General features: G+C 65.8%; 15 protein-coding genes. 13 read left to right on the forward strand and 2 right to left on the reverse strand.

The window, feature by feature from the left end:
* Nucleotides 1–27 precede the first annotated feature (27 nt).
* Genes J3E61_RS21705 through J3E61_RS21720 form a run of 4 tightly spaced genes read left to right on the forward strand, consistent with a single transcriptional unit; the run spans nucleotide 28 to nucleotide 2,950 of the window.
* Complete coding sequence (locus tag J3E61_RS21705) at nucleotides 28–978, forward strand: metallophosphoesterase (protein WP_192721002.1); 951 nt, start codon at nucleotides 28–30, stop codon at nucleotides 976–978.
* On the forward strand, nucleotides 975–1,649 hold the full coding sequence (locus J3E61_RS21710; protein ID WP_210084933.1) for a 4'-phosphopantetheinyl transferase: 675 nt from the start codon (nucleotides 975–977) through the stop codon (nucleotides 1,647–1,649). The genes J3E61_RS21705 and J3E61_RS21710 overlap by 4 nt, the downstream gene beginning before the upstream one ends.
* Nucleotides 1,646–2,527 (forward strand): tRNA pseudouridine(55) synthase TruB, encoded by an 882-nt coding sequence (gene truB / locus J3E61_RS21715; protein WP_210084934.1) that lies wholly within the window; start codon nucleotides 1,646–1,648, stop codon nucleotides 2,525–2,527. Before J3E61_RS21710 ends, truB begins: the two co-directional genes overlap by 4 nt.
* Nucleotides 2,528–2,542: 15 nt before the next feature.
* On the forward strand, nucleotides 2,543–2,950 hold the full coding sequence (locus J3E61_RS21720) for a hypothetical protein (RefSeq protein ID WP_192720999.1): 408 nt from the start codon (nucleotides 2,543–2,545) through the stop codon (nucleotides 2,948–2,950).
* On the opposite strand, the gene mntR is transcribed toward J3E61_RS21720, so the two are convergent.
* A complete protein-coding gene (gene mntR, locus J3E61_RS21725) occupies nucleotides 2,947–3,651 on the reverse strand; it encodes a manganese-binding transcriptional regulator MntR (RefSeq protein WP_192720998.1) in 705 nt (234 codons plus the stop codon). The genes J3E61_RS21720 and mntR overlap by 4 nt on opposite strands.
* 80 nt (nucleotides 3,652–3,731) lie before the next feature.
* On the opposite strand from mntR, the gene J3E61_RS21730 reads away from it, so the two are divergent.
* The 7 genes from J3E61_RS21730 to J3E61_RS21760 all read left to right on the forward strand — a co-directional run bounded on the left by J3E61_RS21730 (nucleotide 3,732) and on the right by J3E61_RS21760 (nucleotide 11,541).
* Nucleotides 3,732–4,706 (forward strand): bifunctional riboflavin kinase/FAD synthetase, encoded by a 975-nt coding sequence (locus J3E61_RS21730; protein ID WP_210084935.1) that lies wholly within the window; start codon nucleotides 3,732–3,734, stop codon nucleotides 4,704–4,706.
* A gap of 106 nt (nucleotides 4,707–4,812) precedes the next feature.
* The gene (gene rpsO, locus J3E61_RS21735; RefSeq protein WP_192720996.1) at nucleotides 4,813–5,082 is read left to right on the forward strand and encodes a 30S ribosomal protein S15; all 270 of its coding nucleotides are present in this window, start codon (nucleotides 4,813–4,815) and stop codon (nucleotides 5,080–5,082) included.
* Between the two features lie 49 nt (nucleotides 5,083–5,131).
* Nucleotides 5,132–5,947 (forward strand): methyltransferase domain-containing protein, encoded by an 816-nt coding sequence (locus tag J3E61_RS21740; RefSeq protein WP_192720995.1) that lies wholly within the window; start codon nucleotides 5,132–5,134, stop codon nucleotides 5,945–5,947.
* Nucleotides 5,948–6,232: 285 nt separating this feature from the next.
* Nucleotides 6,233–8,494, forward strand: a complete 2,262-nt coding sequence (locus tag J3E61_RS21745; RefSeq protein WP_192720994.1) for a polyribonucleotide nucleotidyltransferase — start codon at nucleotides 6,233–6,235, stop codon at nucleotides 8,492–8,494.
* 10 nt (nucleotides 8,495–8,504) lie between these two features.
* Nucleotides 8,505–9,818 carry an insulinase family protein gene (locus J3E61_RS21750; RefSeq protein WP_210085653.1) on the forward strand — a complete coding sequence of 438 codons (1,314 nt, stop codon included), beginning with the start codon at nucleotides 8,505–8,507 and terminating at the stop codon, nucleotides 9,816–9,818.
* 17 nt (nucleotides 9,819–9,835) lie between these two features.
* Nucleotides 9,836–10,729 (forward strand): class A beta-lactamase, encoded by an 894-nt coding sequence (bla, locus tag J3E61_RS21755; RefSeq protein ID WP_210084936.1) that lies wholly within the window; start codon nucleotides 9,836–9,838, stop codon nucleotides 10,727–10,729.
* Between the two features lie 146 nt (nucleotides 10,730–10,875).
* Nucleotides 10,876–11,541 (forward strand): response regulator transcription factor, encoded by a 666-nt coding sequence (locus J3E61_RS21760; protein WP_210085654.1) that lies wholly within the window; start codon nucleotides 10,876–10,878, stop codon nucleotides 11,539–11,541.
* A gap of 1,304 nt (nucleotides 11,542–12,845) precedes the next feature.
* On the opposite strand, the gene ald is transcribed toward J3E61_RS21760, so the two are convergent.
* Nucleotides 12,846–13,961 carry an alanine dehydrogenase gene (gene ald / locus J3E61_RS21765; protein WP_192720992.1) on the reverse strand — a complete coding sequence of 372 codons (1,116 nt, stop codon included), beginning with the start codon at nucleotides 13,959–13,961 and terminating at the stop codon, nucleotides 12,846–12,848.
* A gap of 93 nt (nucleotides 13,962–14,054) precedes the next feature.
* Between ald and J3E61_RS21770 the strand changes: the two genes are divergently transcribed.
* Together J3E61_RS21770 and J3E61_RS21775 are read left to right on the forward strand one after the other, a co-directional pair.
* Nucleotides 14,055–14,570 carry an Lrp/AsnC family transcriptional regulator gene (locus J3E61_RS21770; RefSeq protein WP_210084937.1) on the forward strand — a complete coding sequence of 172 codons (516 nt, stop codon included), beginning with the start codon at nucleotides 14,055–14,057 and terminating at the stop codon, nucleotides 14,568–14,570.
* A gap of 9 nt (nucleotides 14,571–14,579) precedes the next feature.
* Nucleotides 14,580–17,303 (forward strand): AAA family ATPase, encoded by a 2,724-nt coding sequence (locus tag J3E61_RS21775; RefSeq protein WP_210084938.1) that lies wholly within the window; start codon nucleotides 14,580–14,582, stop codon nucleotides 17,301–17,303.
* The last annotated feature ends 7 nt before the right edge of the window (nucleotides 17,304–17,310 follow it).

The following is a 17,310-nucleotide window of genomic DNA, read 5'->3' on the forward strand; positions in this document are numbered from 1 at the left end:
ACCGTATCGCAAGTAGGCTGGTCGGTTGTGACGCGAGACGGCCGCCGACCCACGCTATGGGCGATCAGCGACCTCCACACCGGTCACACCGGCAACAAGCCGGTCACGGAGTCCCTGCATCCGTCCACGCCCGACGACTGGCTGATCGTCGCGGGAGATGTGGCGGAGCGAACCGACGAGGTGCACTGGTCGCTCGACCTTCTGCGCAAGCGCTTCGCCAAGGTGATCTGGGTGCCCGGCAACCACGAACTGTGGACAACCAACCGCGATCCGATGCAGATCTTCGGCAAGGCCCGCTACGACTACTTCGTCAACATGTGCGACGAGATGGGCATCATCACCCCCGAACACCCTTTTCCGGTGTGGACGGAGGAGGGCGGCCCGGCGACCATCGTGCCGATGTTCCTGCTGTACGACTACACGTTTCTGCCGGATGGCGCGGCCACCAAGGCGGAGGGGCTGGCGATCGCCCGCGAGCGCAACGTCGTCGGCACCGACGAGTTCCTGCTCTCCGCGGAGCCATATGCCACTCGCGATGCGTGGTGCCGCGAGCGAGTGGCCTACACCCGTAAGCGACTCGAAGACCTCGACTGGATGGACCAGACGGTCTTGGTGAACCATTTCCCGCTGGTCCGCGAACCCTGCGACGCGATGTTCTACCCGGAGTTCTCGTTGTGGTGCGGCACAACGGCGACCGCCGACTGGCACACCCGCTACAACGCGATCTGCTCGGTGTACGGCCATCTGCACATTCCACGCACCACCTGGTACGACGGGGTCCGCCACGAAGAGGTGTCGGTCGGTTATCCGCGAGAATGGCGGCGCCGCAAGCCATATCGATGGTTGCGCCAGATCCTGCCCGACCCGAAGTACGCACCCGGCTACCTCAACGAGTTCGGCGGTCACTTCCAGATCACCCAGGAAATGCGCGACCATGCGGAGAAGGTGCAAGAGCGCATCAGGTCCAGGCAGTCATGACGGCCGCCCCGCTGCTTGCCGCGGTGCTGCCCGGCGTCGACAGCCTGGCGGCCGCCGAATTGTATGACGACCCACCGGGATTGGCGCCGCTGCCGGAAGAGGAGCCACTGATCGCGAAATCGGTGGCCAAGCGGCGCAACGAATTCATCACCGTACGGCATTGCGCGCGGCAGGCGTTAGGGGAGCTGGGTGTGCCGCCGGTGCCGATTCTCAAGGGGGACAAGGGCGAACCCTGTTGGCCCGACGGCCTGACCGGTAGCCTGACCCACTGCACAGGGTTTCGCGGTGCGGCCGTCGGCAGGATCGGCGCGGTGCGCTCGGTGGGCATCGACGCTGAACCGCACGACGTGCTGCCCAAGGGTGTGCTCGACGCGGTGAGCCTGCCGATCGAACGTGCGCAACTGCAGGAGCTGCCTGTGGGTCTGTATTGGGATCGAATCCTGTTCTGTGCCAAGGAGGCGACGTACAAGGCGTGGTTTCCGCTGACGCATCGCTGGCTTGGCTTCGAAGACGCCCACATCACCTTCGGCGTCGACGACAGCGGCACTGCTGGCACGTTCGAATCGCGCATCCTGATCGATCCGGCCGCCGAGTCGGGCCCTCCGCTGGACACGTTGTCGGGACGTTGGTCGGTTCGCGACGGCCTGGCGTTGACGGCGATCGTGTTATGACCGACGCCGGGATTGTCGTCGTCGACAAGCCCGCAGGCATCACCAGCCATGACGTGGTGGGCCGCTGCAGGCGCATCTTCGGCACCCGCAAGGTCGGACACGCGGGCACGTTGGACCCGATGGCCACCGGTGTGCTCGTCGTCGGCATCGAACGGGCCACCAAGATCCTCGGCCTGCTGACCACCACCGACAAGTCCTACGCCGCCACCATCCGACTCGGCCAGACCACCTCGACCGAAGATGCGGAAGGTGAAGTCCTGAAATCTGTTTCGGCCAGCGCCGTGTCCGACGGTCAGATCGGTGAGGCGGTCGGCGTGCTGCGAGGCGAGATCGCGCAGGTGCCGTCGGCGGTCAGCGCCATCAAAGTCGACGGCAAACGGGCCTACAAGCTGGTCCGTGAAGGCCAGCCGGTCGAACTCGCACCGCGCAATGTCCGCATCGAGCGGTTCGACGTGCTGGCCATCCGCCGGCACGACGAAATCGTCGACGTGGACGTCGAAGTCGACTGTTCGAGTGGCACGTACATCCGGGCGCTGGCGCGAGATGTCGGCGCGGCACTCGGTGTGGGCGGTCACCTGACCGCGTTGCGACGCACCCGCGTCGGACGGTTCGGGCTGGAGCAGGCTGCCACGCTCGACGACCTCGCCGAGCGGCCCCGGCTGAGCTGTTCACTGGACGAGGCCTGCCTGCAATCGTTTCCGCGCCGCGATCTGACCGACGCGGAGGCCGAGGACACCCGGCACGGGCGGCCGCTGACGGCCGCTGGAATCGAAGGCGTTTACGCCGCCACCGCACCCGATGGAAGAGTCATCGCGCTGCTGAAAGATCAAGTGTCACGGACGAAGTCGGTTGTTGTACTACGGCCGGCGACGCTGTAGCCGCATACTGGCGACATGGGAACACCCTACAAACTCCTTCAACTCGCATTGGCTGTGTTCGGAGTGATCATGCTGCTGCTCTATCCATTGGCCTGGGTGTGGCCGTCGGGCTGGGCGTGGCACCACGGCTCGCCGCACGATTCGGTGTATTTCATGATGATCGTCGGCATCTACGCGACGCTCGGAGTGTTTCTGCTGCTCGCGGCGCGCAACCCGGCGAACAACCTGAGCGTGATCTGGTTCGCGGTGTGGTCAAGCGTCGTGCATGCCGCGATCATGGCGGTGCAATCCTTCACCGAACACCAGATGGGCCATCTGTGGGGAGATGTCGCGGCGTTGCTTCTGGTCGCGATCGTGTTGTCGACCCTCGTGTTGTCGGCCGGCCTGAAGCAGCCGGCACCCGACCCGGCCGGGATGCGTTAGCCGACCACCCAGATCGCTTCGGCGGCAGGGCTTCCCAGATCGACAGTGGTGCCGGGATCGTCCTCCCTGGCGTTGGCGGACTTGATGGCCACCGAGATCATGCCCGCGAAATCGCGTCTCGCCAGCACGTGCAACCGCGAGTCCAGGCTGATGCCGACGGTGTCGAAATACCGCAGCATCTCGGGGTCGGCGTCGGAGATGCGGGCCACGGTTCCCGTCTCACCGTTCTGGCAGACCGACAGCTGCCGCGCGTCGGGGGTCGGCACCTGGCCGTCCTTGGCCGGGATCGGATCGCCGTGCGGGTCGCGGGTCGGGTGGCCCAGCTTGGCGTCGATCCGGTCGAGCATCCGCTCCGAAACGGCGTGCTCGAGCACCTCGGCCTCGTCGTGCACCTCGTCCCAGCTGTAGCCCAGTTCGCGAACGAGGAAGGTCTCCATCAGCCGATGCCTGCGCACCATGCCGAGCGCGGCGCGCCTGCCCGCCTCGGTCAGCGTCACCGCGCCGTACTTCTCGTGATCGACCAGGCCCTGATCGGCGAGCTTGCGGATGGACTCGGACGCGGTGCTGGCAGAGACGCCGATCCGGTCGGCGAGCAGCTTGGTGCTGACCTTCTCCAGTGACCACTCCTGGGCGGTCCAGATGACTTTGAGATAGTCCTGGGCAACCGTGCTCAGGTCGCGAGGGTTGCCGTCTGGACTCACAGTTGGAAAGTTTAGGCAATCTTCACCTGATCTGGTGATCCAGCGAAGCCACCGGTATCTCTGCGCCGTAGGCTTGCGCTGTGCAGCGCTGGCGGGGGCAAGAGGACATCCCGACGGACTGGGGCCGATGCGTGGTGACGATCGGCGTCTTCGACGGGGTGCATCGGGGGCATCAGGAGCTGATCAACCACGCCGTCAAGGCCGGCCGCAGTCGCGGCGTGCCTGCGGTGCTGATGACGTTCGACCCTCACCCGATGGAGGTCGTGTTCCCGGGCAGCCATCCGGCACAGCTGACGACACTGACCCGGCGTGCCGAACTCGTCGAGGAGCTGGGTGTCGACGTGTTCCTGGTGATGCCGTTCACGACTGACTTCATGAAGCTGACCCCGGACCGCTACATCCACGAATTGCTCGTCGAACACCTGCATGTCGTCGAGGTGGTGGTGGGGGAGAACTTCACGTTCGGCAAGAAGGCCGCGGGCAACGTCGACACCCTGCGCAAGGCGGGCGATCGGTTCGGCTTTGCCGTGCAGGGCATGTCGCTGGTCAGCGAGCACCACCAGAACGAGGACATCACGTTCTCGTCGACGTACATCCGCTCCTGCGTGGACGCCGGGGATGTGGTGGCGGCCACCGAGGCGCTCGGCCGTCCGCACCGCGTCGAAGGCGTGGTGGTGCGGGGCGAGGGACGCGGAACCGTGCTTGGCTTCCCCACCGCGAACGTGGCGCCGCCGATGTACTCGGCGATCCCGGCCGACGGTGTCTACGCCGCGTGGTTCACCGTGCTGGGGCACGGCCCGATCACCGGCAGCGTGGTGCCCGGTGAGCGTTATCAAGCCGCGGTATCGGTTGGCACCAACCCGACGTTTTCGGGCCGCACGCGCACCGTGGAGGCGTTCGTTCTGGACACCAGCGCGGACCTGTACGGCCAGCATGTCGCGGTCGATTTCGTCGCCCGCATCCGCGGTCAGGAGAAGTTCGACCGGGTCGAGGACCTGGTCACGACCATGGGCGAAGACACCGAGCACGCCCGCACGATTCTTTCCGCCACGTGACCCGCTGCTAGACTCCCTGCCGACCCGGCGTGTGCTGCAGTTCGCGGTGGCCACGCTTATTCGGGCCTTTGGCCCTAGTTCGCGGACCGATTGATGGAGTTGATTCGTGGCGCTCACTGCCGAACAAAAGAAGACCATTCTGGGCGAGTACGGCCTGCATGGCACCGACACCGGATCCCCAGAAGCCCAGGTCGCGCTGCTGACCAAGCGCATCTCCGACCTGACCGAGCACCTGAAGGTGCACAAGCACGACCACCACTCGCGGCGCGGGCTGCTGCTGCTCGTCGGCCGTCGTCGTCGACTGCTCAAGTACGTCGCTCAGGTGGACGTCGAGCGCTACCGCTCGCTGATCGAGCGGCTCGGCCTGCGCCGCTGAGCTTTCCTGTTCGGGACGTGTTTGCTGAAAATCGCGCTACCGTCGCGAAATGAGCACGCCCGAATACATTCTGGGTAGCGACGACGCCGAAATCGCGCGGTTGCAATCTCAGGCAGCGATCATTGCCGAGCCGACAGCTCTGCTGTTTCAGCGCGGTGGCATCCGACCCGGCATGCGCGTTCTCGACCTGGGCAGCGGCCCGGGCGACGTGTCGTTTCAAGTCGCCGAGATGGTTGGGGCCGAGGGCTCAGTAGTCGGCGTCGAGCAGGACACCGCCCAGATCGGCGTCGCCAACCAGCGTCGCGACCGGCTGGGACTGACCAACGTCGAGTTTCGCAACGGTGACGCGCGCAGCTTCGTCGACGAGCAGGCTTTCGATGCCGCAGTCTGCCGGCTGTTGCTGATGCACCTGCCCGACGCGGTCGACGTCCTGGCTCATCAGATGCGCAACCTCCGTCCGGGCGGGGTCTTCATCGCCATCGATTACGACATGGGCGGAGCGCGAGCCCTACCCGAGGTCGAGCTCTACTCCCGCATCAGAGACTGGCTGGCAGCGGGTTTCGCGCACGCCAAGGTGGATCCGTTCGTCGGGATGCGACTACCTCTCCTTTTTGAGCAAGCCGGGTACGCGGATGTGGGGTCACTCGGGCTGCAGGCGTTTTGGCCGCCCTACGCGCGGGACGCGTCGTCGTATGTGGTCGGGGTGCTGCGCGCGATGAAGGACGCCGTAGTCGCCTCCGGCGGGGCGACGGAGGACGAGATGGACCTCGACACGCTCGACGAGCGACTCGGCGATGCCATCCAGGCCGCGAACGCGGTCTTCACGGTGCCGACCGTGGTCGGCGGGTGGGGCCGACGTCCCTGAGTGAGCGGTTTCGGCCTCGTACCTGCGGCAAGGTAGGATGGCTTCGTTCGCCGGCCGTTTCGGCTCGAACAATGGGTGCGGTTTCGCATATCCGCGAGCCCGCTCCCGCGTCTCATATCGGGACCCGCCCTGATCGCGCGGTCTTCGGTAGTGGTTGCCGGGTAGCAATCCCGACAGCTTCGATCGATGGCCGTAGCCGCATCAAGGCCGGTGGTTCACACGCTGTGACGACGCGAAATAGCTGAACAGTGAAACACTGAACCAAGAGAGGCCATACGGACGCCCATGTCTGTAGTCGAAATTGAAGACGGCGTGTACGAATCCACCGCCGTGATCGACAACGGGAGCTTCGGCACCCGCACCATCCGCTTCGAAACCGGTCGGCTTGCTCAGCAGGCCGCCGGCTCCGCCGTCGCTTACCTCGACGACGAGACGATGCTGCTGTCGGCGACCACCGCCAGCAAGAGCCCCAAGGACCACTTCGACTTCTTCCCGTTGACCGTGGACGTGGAGGAGCGCATGTACGCCGCCGGGCGCATCCCCGGCTCGTTCTTCCGCCGCGAGGGCCGTCCCTCCACCGACGCGATCCTGACCTGCCGGCTGATCGACCGGCCGCTGCGGCCGTCGTTCGTCGACGGCCTGCGCAACGAGATCCAGGTCGTGGTGACGGTCATGTCGCTCGACCCTCAAGAGCTCTACGACGTGGTGGCGATCAACGCCGCCTCGATGTCCACCCAGCTGGCCGGTCTGCCCTTCTCGGGTCCGATCGGCGGGGTGCGGGTCTCGCTGATCGACGGCACCTGGGTCGCGTTCCCGACCGTCGAGCAGGGCGAGAAGGCCGTGTTCGACATGGTCGTCGCGGGCCGCGTCCTCGAGGACGGCGACGTCGCGATCATGATGGTCGAGGCCGAAGCCACCGAGAACGTCGTCGAGTTGATCGGCGGCGGTGCCCAGGCGCCGACGGAATCCGTTGTGGCAGAAGGCCTGGAGGCCGCCAAGCCGTTCATCAAGGCGCTGTGCGCCGCGCAGCAGGAGCTGGCCGATCGTGCGGCCAAGCCGACCGGCGAGTACCCCGTCTTCCCCGAGTACGGCGACGACGTGTACTACTCGGTCGCGTCGGTGGCCACCGACGAGCTGTCCAAGGCGCTGACCATCGCGGGCAAGCATGAGCGCGACGACCGGACCAACGAAATCAAGGCCGAGTTGGTCGAGCGGTTGGCAGAGCAGTTCGCGGGCCGCGAGAAAGAGATCGGCGCCGCGTTCCGATCACTGACCAAAAAGCTTGTGCGCCAACGTATCCTGACCGACCACTTCCGCATCGACGGCCGCGGCATCACCGATATCCGCGCGTTGTCCGCCGAGGTGGCCGTGGTGCCGCGCGCACACGGCAGTGCGCTGTTCGAGCGTGGCGAGACCCAGATCCTCGGTGTCACCACGCTGGACATGATCAAGATGGCCCAGCAGATCGATTCGCTGGGACCCGAGACGTCCAAGCGCTACATGCACCATTACAACTTCCCGCCGTATTCGACCGGCGAGACCGGCCGCGTCGGTTCGCCCAAGCGTCGCGAGATCGGCCACGGCGCGCTGGCCGAGCGGGCGCTGATGCCGGTGCTGCCCAGCATCGAGGAGTTCCCGTACGCGATCAGGCAGGTGTCGGAGGCGCTCAGCTCCAATGGCTCCACGTCGATGGGTTCGGTGTGTGCTTCGACGCTGTCGCTGCTGAACGCCGGTGTGCCGCTCAAGGCGCCGGTGGCGGGCATCGCGATGGGCCTGGTGTCCGACGACGTCGAGATCGACGGCAACACCGAGCGGCGCTTCGTCACGCTCACCGACATCCTCGGCGCCGAGGACGCGTTCGGCGATATGGACTTCAAGTGCGCAGGCACCAAGGACTTCGTCACCGCGCTGCAGTTGGACACCAAGCTCGACGGCATCCCTTCGCAGGTGTTGGCAGGCGCGCTGGCCCAGGCCAAGGACGCCCGGGTGACCATCCTCGAGGTGATGGCCGAGGCCATCGACAGCCCCGACGAGATGAGCCCGTACGCGCCGCGGATCACCACCATCAAGGTCCCCATCGACAAGATCGGCGAGGTCATCGGGCCCAAGGGCAAGATGATCAACTCGATCACCGAGGAGACCGGGGCGCAGATCTCGATCGAGGACGACGGCACGGTGTTCGTCGGTGCCTCCGACGGCGTTTCCGCGCAGGCCGCGATCGACAAGATCAACGCGATCGCCAACCCGCAGCTGCCCAAGATCGGTGAGCGGTTCCTCGGAACCGTGGTCAAGACAACCGATTTCGGTGCTTTCGTGTCCCTGCTACCCGGCCGCGACGGCCTGGTGCACATCAGCAAGCTCGGCAGGGGCAAGCGGATCGCCAAGGTCGAGGACGTGGTCAAGGTGGGCGACAAGCTGCGTGTGGAGATCGCCGACATCGACAACCGCGGCAAGATCTCGCTGGTCCTCGTCGACGAGGACACTTCGGAAGCCGCCACCGAGGCGCCCGCGGACGCACCTGTCGATGCCGCAACCGCCAGCAGCTAGGTCCCGGGCACTGCATCGCGGCGCCCGCGCCGACGAAACGTCGGACGCGGTGCGCTGCACCACCTTGCCCGGTGGCCTACGTGTCGTCACCGAGTTCATCCCGTCGGTGCATTCCGCATCGGTGGGCGTATGGGTCGGTGTCGGATCGCGCGACGAGGGACACAGCGTGGCAGGCGCCGCGCACTTCCTGGAACACCTGCTGTTCAAGTCGACGCCGTCCCGCACGGCGGTCGAGATCGCGCAGGCGGTCGACGCCGTCGGTGGTGAGCTGAACGCGTTCACCGCCAGGGAGCACACGTGCTACTACGCGCATGTGCTCGACACGGACCTCGAATTGGCCGTCGACCTGGTCGCCGACGTGGTGCTGCGCGGGCGTTGCGCTGCCGAGGACGTCGAGGTCGAACGGGACGTCGTGCTCGAGGAGATCGCGATGCGCGACGACGACCCGGAAGACACGCTCGGCGATGTTTTCCTCTCGGCGATGTTCGGCGAGCACCCTGTCGGCCGTCCCGTCATCGGCAGCGTCGATTCGATCTCCGCGATGACACGCGCGCAACTGCACTCGTTTCACCTTCGCCGCTACATCCCCGAGCGGATGGTGCTGGCGGTGGCCGGCAATGTCGACCACAACGAAGTGGTGTCACTGGCACGAGAACACTTCGGGCCGAGGCTGATTCGCGGTCGAACTCCGGTGGCACCGCGCAAGGGCACCGGCCGGGTCACCGGCAGGCCGACGCTGCAACTGGTCCGCCGTGACGGTGAGCAGACGCATCTGATGCTCGGTGTGCGCACGCCAGGACGCCACTGGGAACAGCGGTGGGCGCTGTCGGTGCTCAACAACGCACTCGGTGGCGGACTGAGTTCCCGGCTGTTCCAAGAGATTCGGGAAACGCGCGGCCTTGCCTACTCGGTGTACTCGACCATCGACACGTTCTCCGACTGCGGGGCGCTATCCGTCTACGCGGGGTGTCAGCCCGACCGATTCGACGAAGTGGTCCGGGTGACCACCGAAGTGCTCGAGAAGGTGGCGCGCGACGGCATCACCGAAGCGGAATGCCGCATCGCCAAGGGCTCGCTGCGGGGCGGGCTGGTGCTCGGACTGGAAGACTCCGGTTCGCGAATGAACCGTATCGGCCGCAGCGAGCTCAACTACGGCGAGCATCGCAGCATCGCGCACACCCTCGGCAAGATCGAAGCCGTCACACTTGCCGAAGTCAACGCCGTCGCACAACAGTTGCTGACCCGGCCCTACGGCGCCGCTGTCCTTGGTCCGCAAAGATCGAAAAGGTCGCTGCCACAGCCGCTTCGGAATATCGCGGGCTGACCGGTAGCCTGGAGCCGATGACTGGATTGTCGCGGCGCCGGGCCCTGCTCGGCGGATTGATGTTGGCGGCCTCTGCATATGCGACCAAACCCGCGGTGGCGGATCCAATGGATCCAGCACCGCCGATTCAGGACCGCATCGCAGCGCTGGAGCGCCGTTACAACGCGTACGTAGGCGTGTTCGCCGTTGATGTCGACGGCGCCCGCACCATCGAGCACCGCAGCCAAGAAGCGTTCGCGATCTGCTCGACGTTCAAGGCCTACGCCTCGGCACGGGTGCTGCAGATGGTCGAACACGGTGAGCTGACGCTGGACCAAACAGTGTTCGTCGATCCGGCCGGGATAGTCGCGAACTCGCCGAGGACGGCGCCGCGCGCCGGAAGCGAGATGACGCTCGACGAGCTGTGCCAGGCAGCATTACAGGTGAGCGACAACACCGCCGGCAATATGCTGCTGAAAACCATCGGCGGCCCGCCAGCCGTCACCGCCTTCGCCCGCAGCATCGGCGATCCGAGCACGAGGCTCGATCGCTGGGAGACCGAGCTGAATTCGGCGGTTCCAGGCGACCCTCGCGACACGAGCACGCCACAGGCCCTTGGCGGCGGGTATCGCAGTCTGCTCACCGGGGACGCGCTGGCCCCGCAACAGCGCCAGCAGCTCGAGGATTGGATGCGAGCGAACGAGACGTCGAGCATGCGGGCCGGCTTGCCACCGGACTGGACCACGGCCGACAAGACCGGCAGCGGCGACTACGGCAGCACCAATGATGTGGGCATCGCGTACGGCCCTGCAGGTCAACGCGTGCTGCTCGCGCTGATGACGCGTTCGCAGGCCAGCAACCCCGAGGCCCAGAACCAGCGGACGCTGATCGGTGAGCTCACCGCGCTGCTGGTAGCCGAATTCATGGGTTAGGCCCAGTTCGAGGGAAACACCTGATTCCTCGGACGCCCCTTCTGCAATACGTTCTTGTCCAGCAGACGAGCCGCGCCTGCATCGCGGACCGGCGGGGGGAGGGAGCAGCAGACGTGGCGATCGAAACGATTGCGATTCACTACGGAATGGATATCGGCACTGGCGCTGTGGCAGTCGTCGACGAGCACGACGCGACCCACGCGGCCGTCGAGCTGTGGTGCAGCAAGGCGCAACCACGGATTCCGTTGGCAGGTACGTACTTTTCGGCCGACCAGTTTCTCGCCGAGCATCCTTCGCCATCCGTGTCGAACATGGGTCCGGTCGTGCTCGAACTGCCGCAGCAGCGCAACGGTGTGGACTTCAGCGGGTTGGACCGCATTGTCTCCCGCCGGCACCGCGCAATCGTTTACTCGCACATCGCAACCGACGAAGTCATCCTGACGGCGCTGGAGCGCGGCGCGGTCACCTATTTGACGAAATCAGAGAGTAAGGATCATCTGATCGACGCGATCAGGGCCGCCGGCGCAGGCCGGCCCTATGTCGGGCCGCGGATGGCCTTGGCGATGCTCAACGACAGCAAGACCGGTCGCGCGAACCTTGCCCCGCGGGAAAAGGAAGTGCTGGTCGCCTGGTTTCGTACCGAAAGCAAGGATCTCGTTGCGCGCCAACTGCAGATCGCGCCGACAACCGTTCGTACTCACCTACAGCGGGTCCGTGCCAAGTACGCCGCGGTAGGGCGGCCGGCCACCACCAAGGCGGCGCTGGTGGCCAGGGCGATTCAGGACGGCATCGTCAACGTCGACGATATCTAGCTACTGCGGACGGATCAGCGACAGCCGCGGCGCGGCATCTACGCGGTGCAATTGATTCATCGATCGGTAATGCGTGCACTGGCCTGCCCTGCACAACGCGCAGTCAGTCCCGGCGCGGTAGTGCTCATGTGCACTTCTCCCGTGGCCACACCTACACGACAAAGTGGGCACGGCCACACTGTACGCCGAGTTCGCCAAACGCGGAAGTTCGTACCACCAAAGCGATTTCGACCAATGTCGGCAATACCGTGACAGGCGGCAGCCGCATTTCGTCGTGCATGAAATGCGTCGCTCGCAATGTCGAAAAATGCACGGATAGCCCTGGCGTACGTCGGTTCAATTTGTGGCTATTCGGAATTGGTCTCGACGTGCCCATCGATATCGCACCGTGACTGGGCTGCCAGTGTGGCTTTGGTTGATGGGTAAGCCATCTGGCCACGCCTGACAGGCCGCTTCGCAGGGCAGCGGGCGGATCCGCTGAACACTCGGCGGTTTCAGTGGTTGTGCTGAACATTTGCCAGGCCGAACTCAACTTAGTCAGATTGCGAAATCGGGTAAACGCCGTTTTCGCAATCCGACAGTGCCGGCAAGCTGTGAGCCACGGGGCGGTCTTTCGCGGCAATTCACACGCCGCGTGGGTGAAGTCTCGACCGGAATCGCTCGACACGTCCCCGGAGCGTCGATTTGAGCAACTCCACTTGTAAGGGTGACCTGGTCGCCCGACAACCCCTCGCGGCCGGGCGACCGGGCCTCCCGTGGCACCTGGCTCAACGCCGCTGCGTGCGCGCTGGAGGCGGTTGGATGTCCTGTTTTCCTTCCCTGCCGTGGGGCTTCACCCTCCTGGCACCGTCCATGCGTGCTAAGAGCGTATGCCCTTCCACGCCAAATTCACACGCGTAGTTCCATTGAATCTGAGATTGTGTCGAATTTTTCAGTCCCTGACAGCAGCAAATAGCCGTGGATGGTCCGCGCTCGTAACGGCGGTGTCATCGCGGCCATCCCCGCCGACCTGATGACGTGGAAAAACGCGGCGCCCATTCCCATGAATGGGACTGCAAGCCCGTTCTTGGGGTGGCATCATCGCCGAGAGTGAGACAGCACTATAATTGTCGCTTCCAACAATTTGCTGAACCTGCACAGTGGCCACCTGTTCGTCGAGTCTCTCGGTACGGGACATGACGGTATGGCAATTCCCAGATGTGGGAATCAGGCGAATCCCTACGGTTGTCGCGTCTTGACCCCACGCAACAGCAAACCCGGGCACCGCTCGATTGCGGCGCCCGGGTTCGCGGGGGTGGGAAGCGTCAGGCCAGCACGGCGGCAGGCTCCGTGAACGGAAGGTCGAGATCGGCTGCTACCTGCCCGGAGAGCAGCGCGCCCTCATGCGTGGACAGGCCCTTGGCCAGTGCCGCATCGGCCTGACAGGCGGCCTGCCAACCCTTGTCGGCCAGCTTGAGCACATAGGGCATCGTCGCGTTGGTCAGCGCATAGGTCGACGTGCGGGGCACAGCGCCTGGCATATTGGCCACGCAGTAGAACAGCGTGTCGTGCACGGCGAAGGTCGGATCGTCGTGGGTGGTCGGCCGGGAATCCTCGAAGCAGCCGCCCTGATCGATCGCGATGTCGACCAACACCGCACCCGACTTCATATGCGCGACAGTCGAATTCGTCACCAGCTTGGGCGCCTTGGCGCCGGGCACCAGAACCGCACCGATGACCAGGTCGGCCTGCTTGACGGCATCTTCCAGATCCAGCCTCGAGGAGTAACGGGTCTCGATGGCGCCGCCATATTCGGCGTCGATCTTGCGCAGAATGTTGATGTTGAGGTCGAACACGGTGACGTGCGCGCCCATGCCCCAAGCGACGGCGGCGGCGTTGTCGCCTGCCATGCCACCGCCGATCACAACGACCTTCGCAGGAGCGACGCCGGGGACGCCGCCCATCAGCACGCCGCGGCCGCCCTGGGTGCGCATCAGGTGGTAGGCACCGACCTGGGCGGCAAGCCGTCCGGCGACCTCGCTCATCGGGGCGAGCAGCGGCAGGGCACCGTCGGCGGTCTGCACCGTCTCGTAGGCGATCGACGTCGTGCCCGACGCGAGCAGTGCATCGGTGCACGGCTTGGACGCGGCGAGGTGGAGGTAGGTGAACAGGGTCTGGCCCTTGCGCAGCCGGGCGTACTCGGCCTCGATCGGCTCCTTGACCTTGAGCAGCAGGTCGGCCTCTTCCCACACCTGGTCGGCGCTGGTGATCAGCTGGGCGCCCGCTCGTTTGAAGTCTGCATCGGTGATGGCCGACCCCTCGCCGGCGCCGGCCTGGATGATCACCTCGTGGCCGCGATGAACCAACTCGGCGACCCCGGCGGGCGTGATCGCGACGCGGTACTCGTTGTTCTTGATCTCGGTCGGGATTCCGACGCGCATGACGGCTCCTAAAAGTCGTGGTTTCCTATCAAAGTGTGAAGAACTTTCGATGTAATGGCAATCACTCCGAATACTCTTCGATAAGGTAGCGGTATGTCAGAAGGAGTCACGAAAACGGTGCCGGCGCTCGCCCGGCCGTCGAAGGATGTTCGGCCGGTCGAGATCGATGACGTCGACCGGCGCATCCTGACCGCCCTGCACGCCGATGCGCGGATGTCCAACAGTGCCCTGGCCGAACTCATCGGCGTCGCACCGTCCACATGCCACGGCCGCGTACGTCGACTGCAGGAGCTCGGCGTCATTCGTGGCTTCTATGCCGACATCGATCCCGCCGCTATCGGTCTCACGCTGCAGGCGATGATCTCGGTGAGCCTGCAGTCGAATGCCCGCGGCAAGATCCGCAACTTCATCGCCCACATCCGGTCCAGGCCGCAGGTGATGGATGTCTACTTCCTCGCGGGCGCGGACGATTTCATCCTTCACGTTGCCGCACGTGACACCGACGATCTTCGCGCGTTCGTGGTGGAGAATCTCAACGCCGACGCCGACGTGGCAGGCACTCAGACCTCGTTGATCTTCGAACATCTCCGCGGAGCGTCACCGCTATAAGTTGGTTTCATGCTGCACGGGCGGGCGGCGGAGCTGGGCGACATCCGTGAGTTGCTCGCGGATGCGCGGACCGGTCGCAGCTCAGTGCTCGTGCTCGCCGGCGAGGCAGGCAGCGGAAAGACGGCCTTGCTCGAGCATGTTGCCGCCGAGGCCAAGGACTTTCGGGTACTGCGGTGCACCGGCGTCGAGTCCGAGGCCGAACTGCCGTTCGCCGCACTGCATCTGCTGCTTCACAACTGCCTCGACCGGCTGGACGCGCTGCCCTCGGCGCAGGCGTCGGCGTTGCAGGCGGCATTCGGTTTAGCGGAAGCGCCTGGCGTGGACCGTTTCCTGGCCGGTCTCGCCACGTTGACACTGCTGTCCGAAGCAGGCGGCGACCGACCGCTGCTCTGTCTGGTCGACGATGCCCACTGGTTGGACCGGGCCTCGCGAGACGCGCTGCTGTTCGCCGCTCGCCGACTGGGTGCAGAGGGTGTGGTGCTGCTGCTGGCGGTACGCGACAGCGCGGCCGACCTTCGAGGGCTTCCGGTGATGAACCTGGGCGGCCTGAGCGAATCGGCGGCAGGCGCGCTGCTGGCCGAACAGGCCGGCGACCTCGCGCCCGATCTGCGGGCCCGGTTGATCGAAGAGACCGGTGGCAATCCCTTGGCACTGCTCGAATTGGCCGCGGCAGCGCGGTCCGGTGATCGAGCCGCCGGGGTGCCACCCACCGTGGGCGGCGGGCTCACCTCTGCCGCGCGCAGGGTGCTCGACGCATTCGGTTCGCAGGTGGATCGGCTGCCGGCGGCGGCGAGGCTGGCGCTGCTTGTCGCGGCTGCGGAGGACACCGGCGAGATGGGGGTGGTGCTTTCGGCGGCTCAGCGAATAGAGCTGGGGCTGAACGACTTTGAGCCAGCTGAACGCAACCGGCTGATTCGCCTCGACGAGGGTGTGGTCACGTTTCGGCACCCGTTGATCCGGTCGGCGGTGTACGGCCGGGCGACCGCGGCCGATCGGATCACCGTCCATCGCGCGCTTGCAGACTCGCTGCCGGAGCCTGATCGACGGGCGTGGCATCTCGCCGCCGCGGCCGTCGGATTCGACGACAACGCGGCAGATGCGATGGAGGCCGCTGCGCTGCGTGCCGACGCGCGGGGAGGATACGCAGCCAGTGCAGCGGCACATGAGCGGGCGGCCCGTCTGACCGCGGATCCGATCGTGCGCGGCGCACGGTTGGCGGCCGCGGCGATGAGCGCGCGTGATGCGGCTCAGTTGGACAGGGCGGCCAGACTCGCACGGGATGCGTCGGCGCTGACCGAAGACCCGCGGGCATTGGCGAAGCTCACCTGGGTCCGTGCGCGGCTGGAGTTCGAGCGTGGCACCCCCAGGCACGCCTCGGAGATGGTGCTCGCAGGCGCCGAGATGGTCTGCGACCGCGACAGCGAAGAAGCCGCCAGGATGCTGATCGAAGTGGTGAGGATGGCGTACTTCGCCGACGACGCACCGGAATTGGCGCGCACCGTTGAGCTCATCGACTCGTTGCCGCTGGCCCCGGATCATCCACTGCGTCCGATGCTGACGGCCAGTTCGATCCTCGCCAGGCTGCAGTGCGGGGAGGATGTGGACAAGGTTCCGCCGTTGCCACCCGCGGTGCGGGCAATCCGCCCCGAGCAGCTAGGGATGACGATCGGCAATCTCGCAATTCACAGTGCGTTTCTGTTGATGATCATCGGTGACGCCGACGAAGCGTGGGCACAGACCGAGCGGATGCTGGTGGAGGCGCGGGAGCGCGGGCTGATCGGTGGCCTGCCGCACATCCTGCTGCAGCATTCGCAGGCGGCGCTGGTGGCAGGCCGGTTACGTGAGGCGCTGCGCACCGCGAACGAGGGTGTGCAGATCGCAGAGGACACCGGCCAGCTGCACTCGGCGGTGAACCTGCGCGGCGTTGTCGCGAGGATCACCGCGATGACAGGTGACGAGGAAACCTGCGTCGCGCTGGCGGGCGAAGCGATACACCGTGGCGTGGAACGACATTCATCCAGCGTCGGACTAGCGGTGCTCGCGCTGGCGGTGCTCGAACTCGGGTTCGGACGTTATGCCGCCGCGCTCGAACGGCTGGCGTCGTTGCCGCCGCGGCTGCGCCGGCATCCGACGTTTGCCTACCTGTCGCCGCCGGAGTGGGCCGAGGCCGCCGCGCGCAGCGGACAGCCGGAACGCGCGGCGGAGACGATCGCGATCTATGAGCGGTGGGCTGCTCACCGTGACAACCCTGTCGTCAGGGCGCACCTGCATCGCTGTCGCGCGCTGCTGGGCACCGACGATGAAGCAGAAGCGCACTACCAGGCGGCCATTCGGCTGTACGACGACATCAATCGGCCAATGGCACGGGCGCGTAGCGAACTGCTCTACGGCGAATGGCTGCGACGAATGCGGCGCCGATCCGAGTCTCGGGAACCGCTGCGGGGTGCGCTGCGGGTGTTCGAACGGATCGGTGCCCGCTCGTGGGCCGAACGCGCAAGGGCCGAGCTACGGGCGACGGGGGAGAGCGTCGCCGCGGCCGCTGAAACGGGCGGCGCGCAGCTGACGCCGCAGGAACTGCAAGTCGTACGTCTGGCTGCCGCGGGCCTGTCCAACCGGGACATCGGCGCACAGCTGTTCATCAGCCCGCGCACCGCCGGCTATCACCTGTACAAGGCGTTTCCGAAGCTCGGGGTGGCCGGTCGGCACGAACTCGCGGGTCTGGACTTGCCCTGAATACAGT

It is taken from the genome of Mycobacterium sp. OAE908 (assembly GCF_017872775.1).
Taxonomy (GTDB): domain Bacteria; phylum Actinomycetota; class Actinomycetes; order Mycobacteriales; family Mycobacteriaceae; genus Mycobacterium.

Coding starts and splice junctions, on each gene's coding strand:
- J3E61_RS21710 (WP_210084933.1), top strand. CDS start 975: ATGACGGCCGCCCCGCTGCTTGCCGCGGTGCTGCCCGGCGTCGACAGC.
- truB (WP_210084934.1), top strand. CDS start 1,646: ATGACCGACGCCGGGATTGTCGTCGTCGACAAGCCCGCAGGCATCACC.
- J3E61_RS21720 (WP_192720999.1), top strand. CDS start 2,543: ATGGGAACACCCTACAAACTCCTTCAACTCGCATTGGCTGTGTTCGGA.
- J3E61_RS21740 (WP_192720995.1), top strand. CDS start 5,132: ATGAGCACGCCCGAATACATTCTGGGTAGCGACGACGCCGAAATCGCG.
- J3E61_RS21745 (WP_192720994.1), top strand. CDS start 6,233: ATGTCTGTAGTCGAAATTGAAGACGGCGTGTACGAATCCACCGCCGTG.
- bla (WP_210084936.1), top strand. CDS start 9,836: ATGACTGGATTGTCGCGGCGCCGGGCCCTGCTCGGCGGATTGATGTTG.
- J3E61_RS21760 (WP_210085654.1), top strand. CDS start 10,876: ATGGATATCGGCACTGGCGCTGTGGCAGTCGTCGACGAGCACGACGCG.
- ald (WP_192720992.1), bottom strand. CDS start 13,961: ATGCGCGTCGGAATCCCGACCGAGATCAAGAACAACGAGTACCGCGTC.
- J3E61_RS21770 (WP_210084937.1), top strand. CDS start 14,055: ATGTCAGAAGGAGTCACGAAAACGGTGCCGGCGCTCGCCCGGCCGTCG.
- J3E61_RS21775 (WP_210084938.1), top strand. CDS start 14,580: ATGCTGCACGGGCGGGCGGCGGAGCTGGGCGACATCCGTGAGTTGCTC.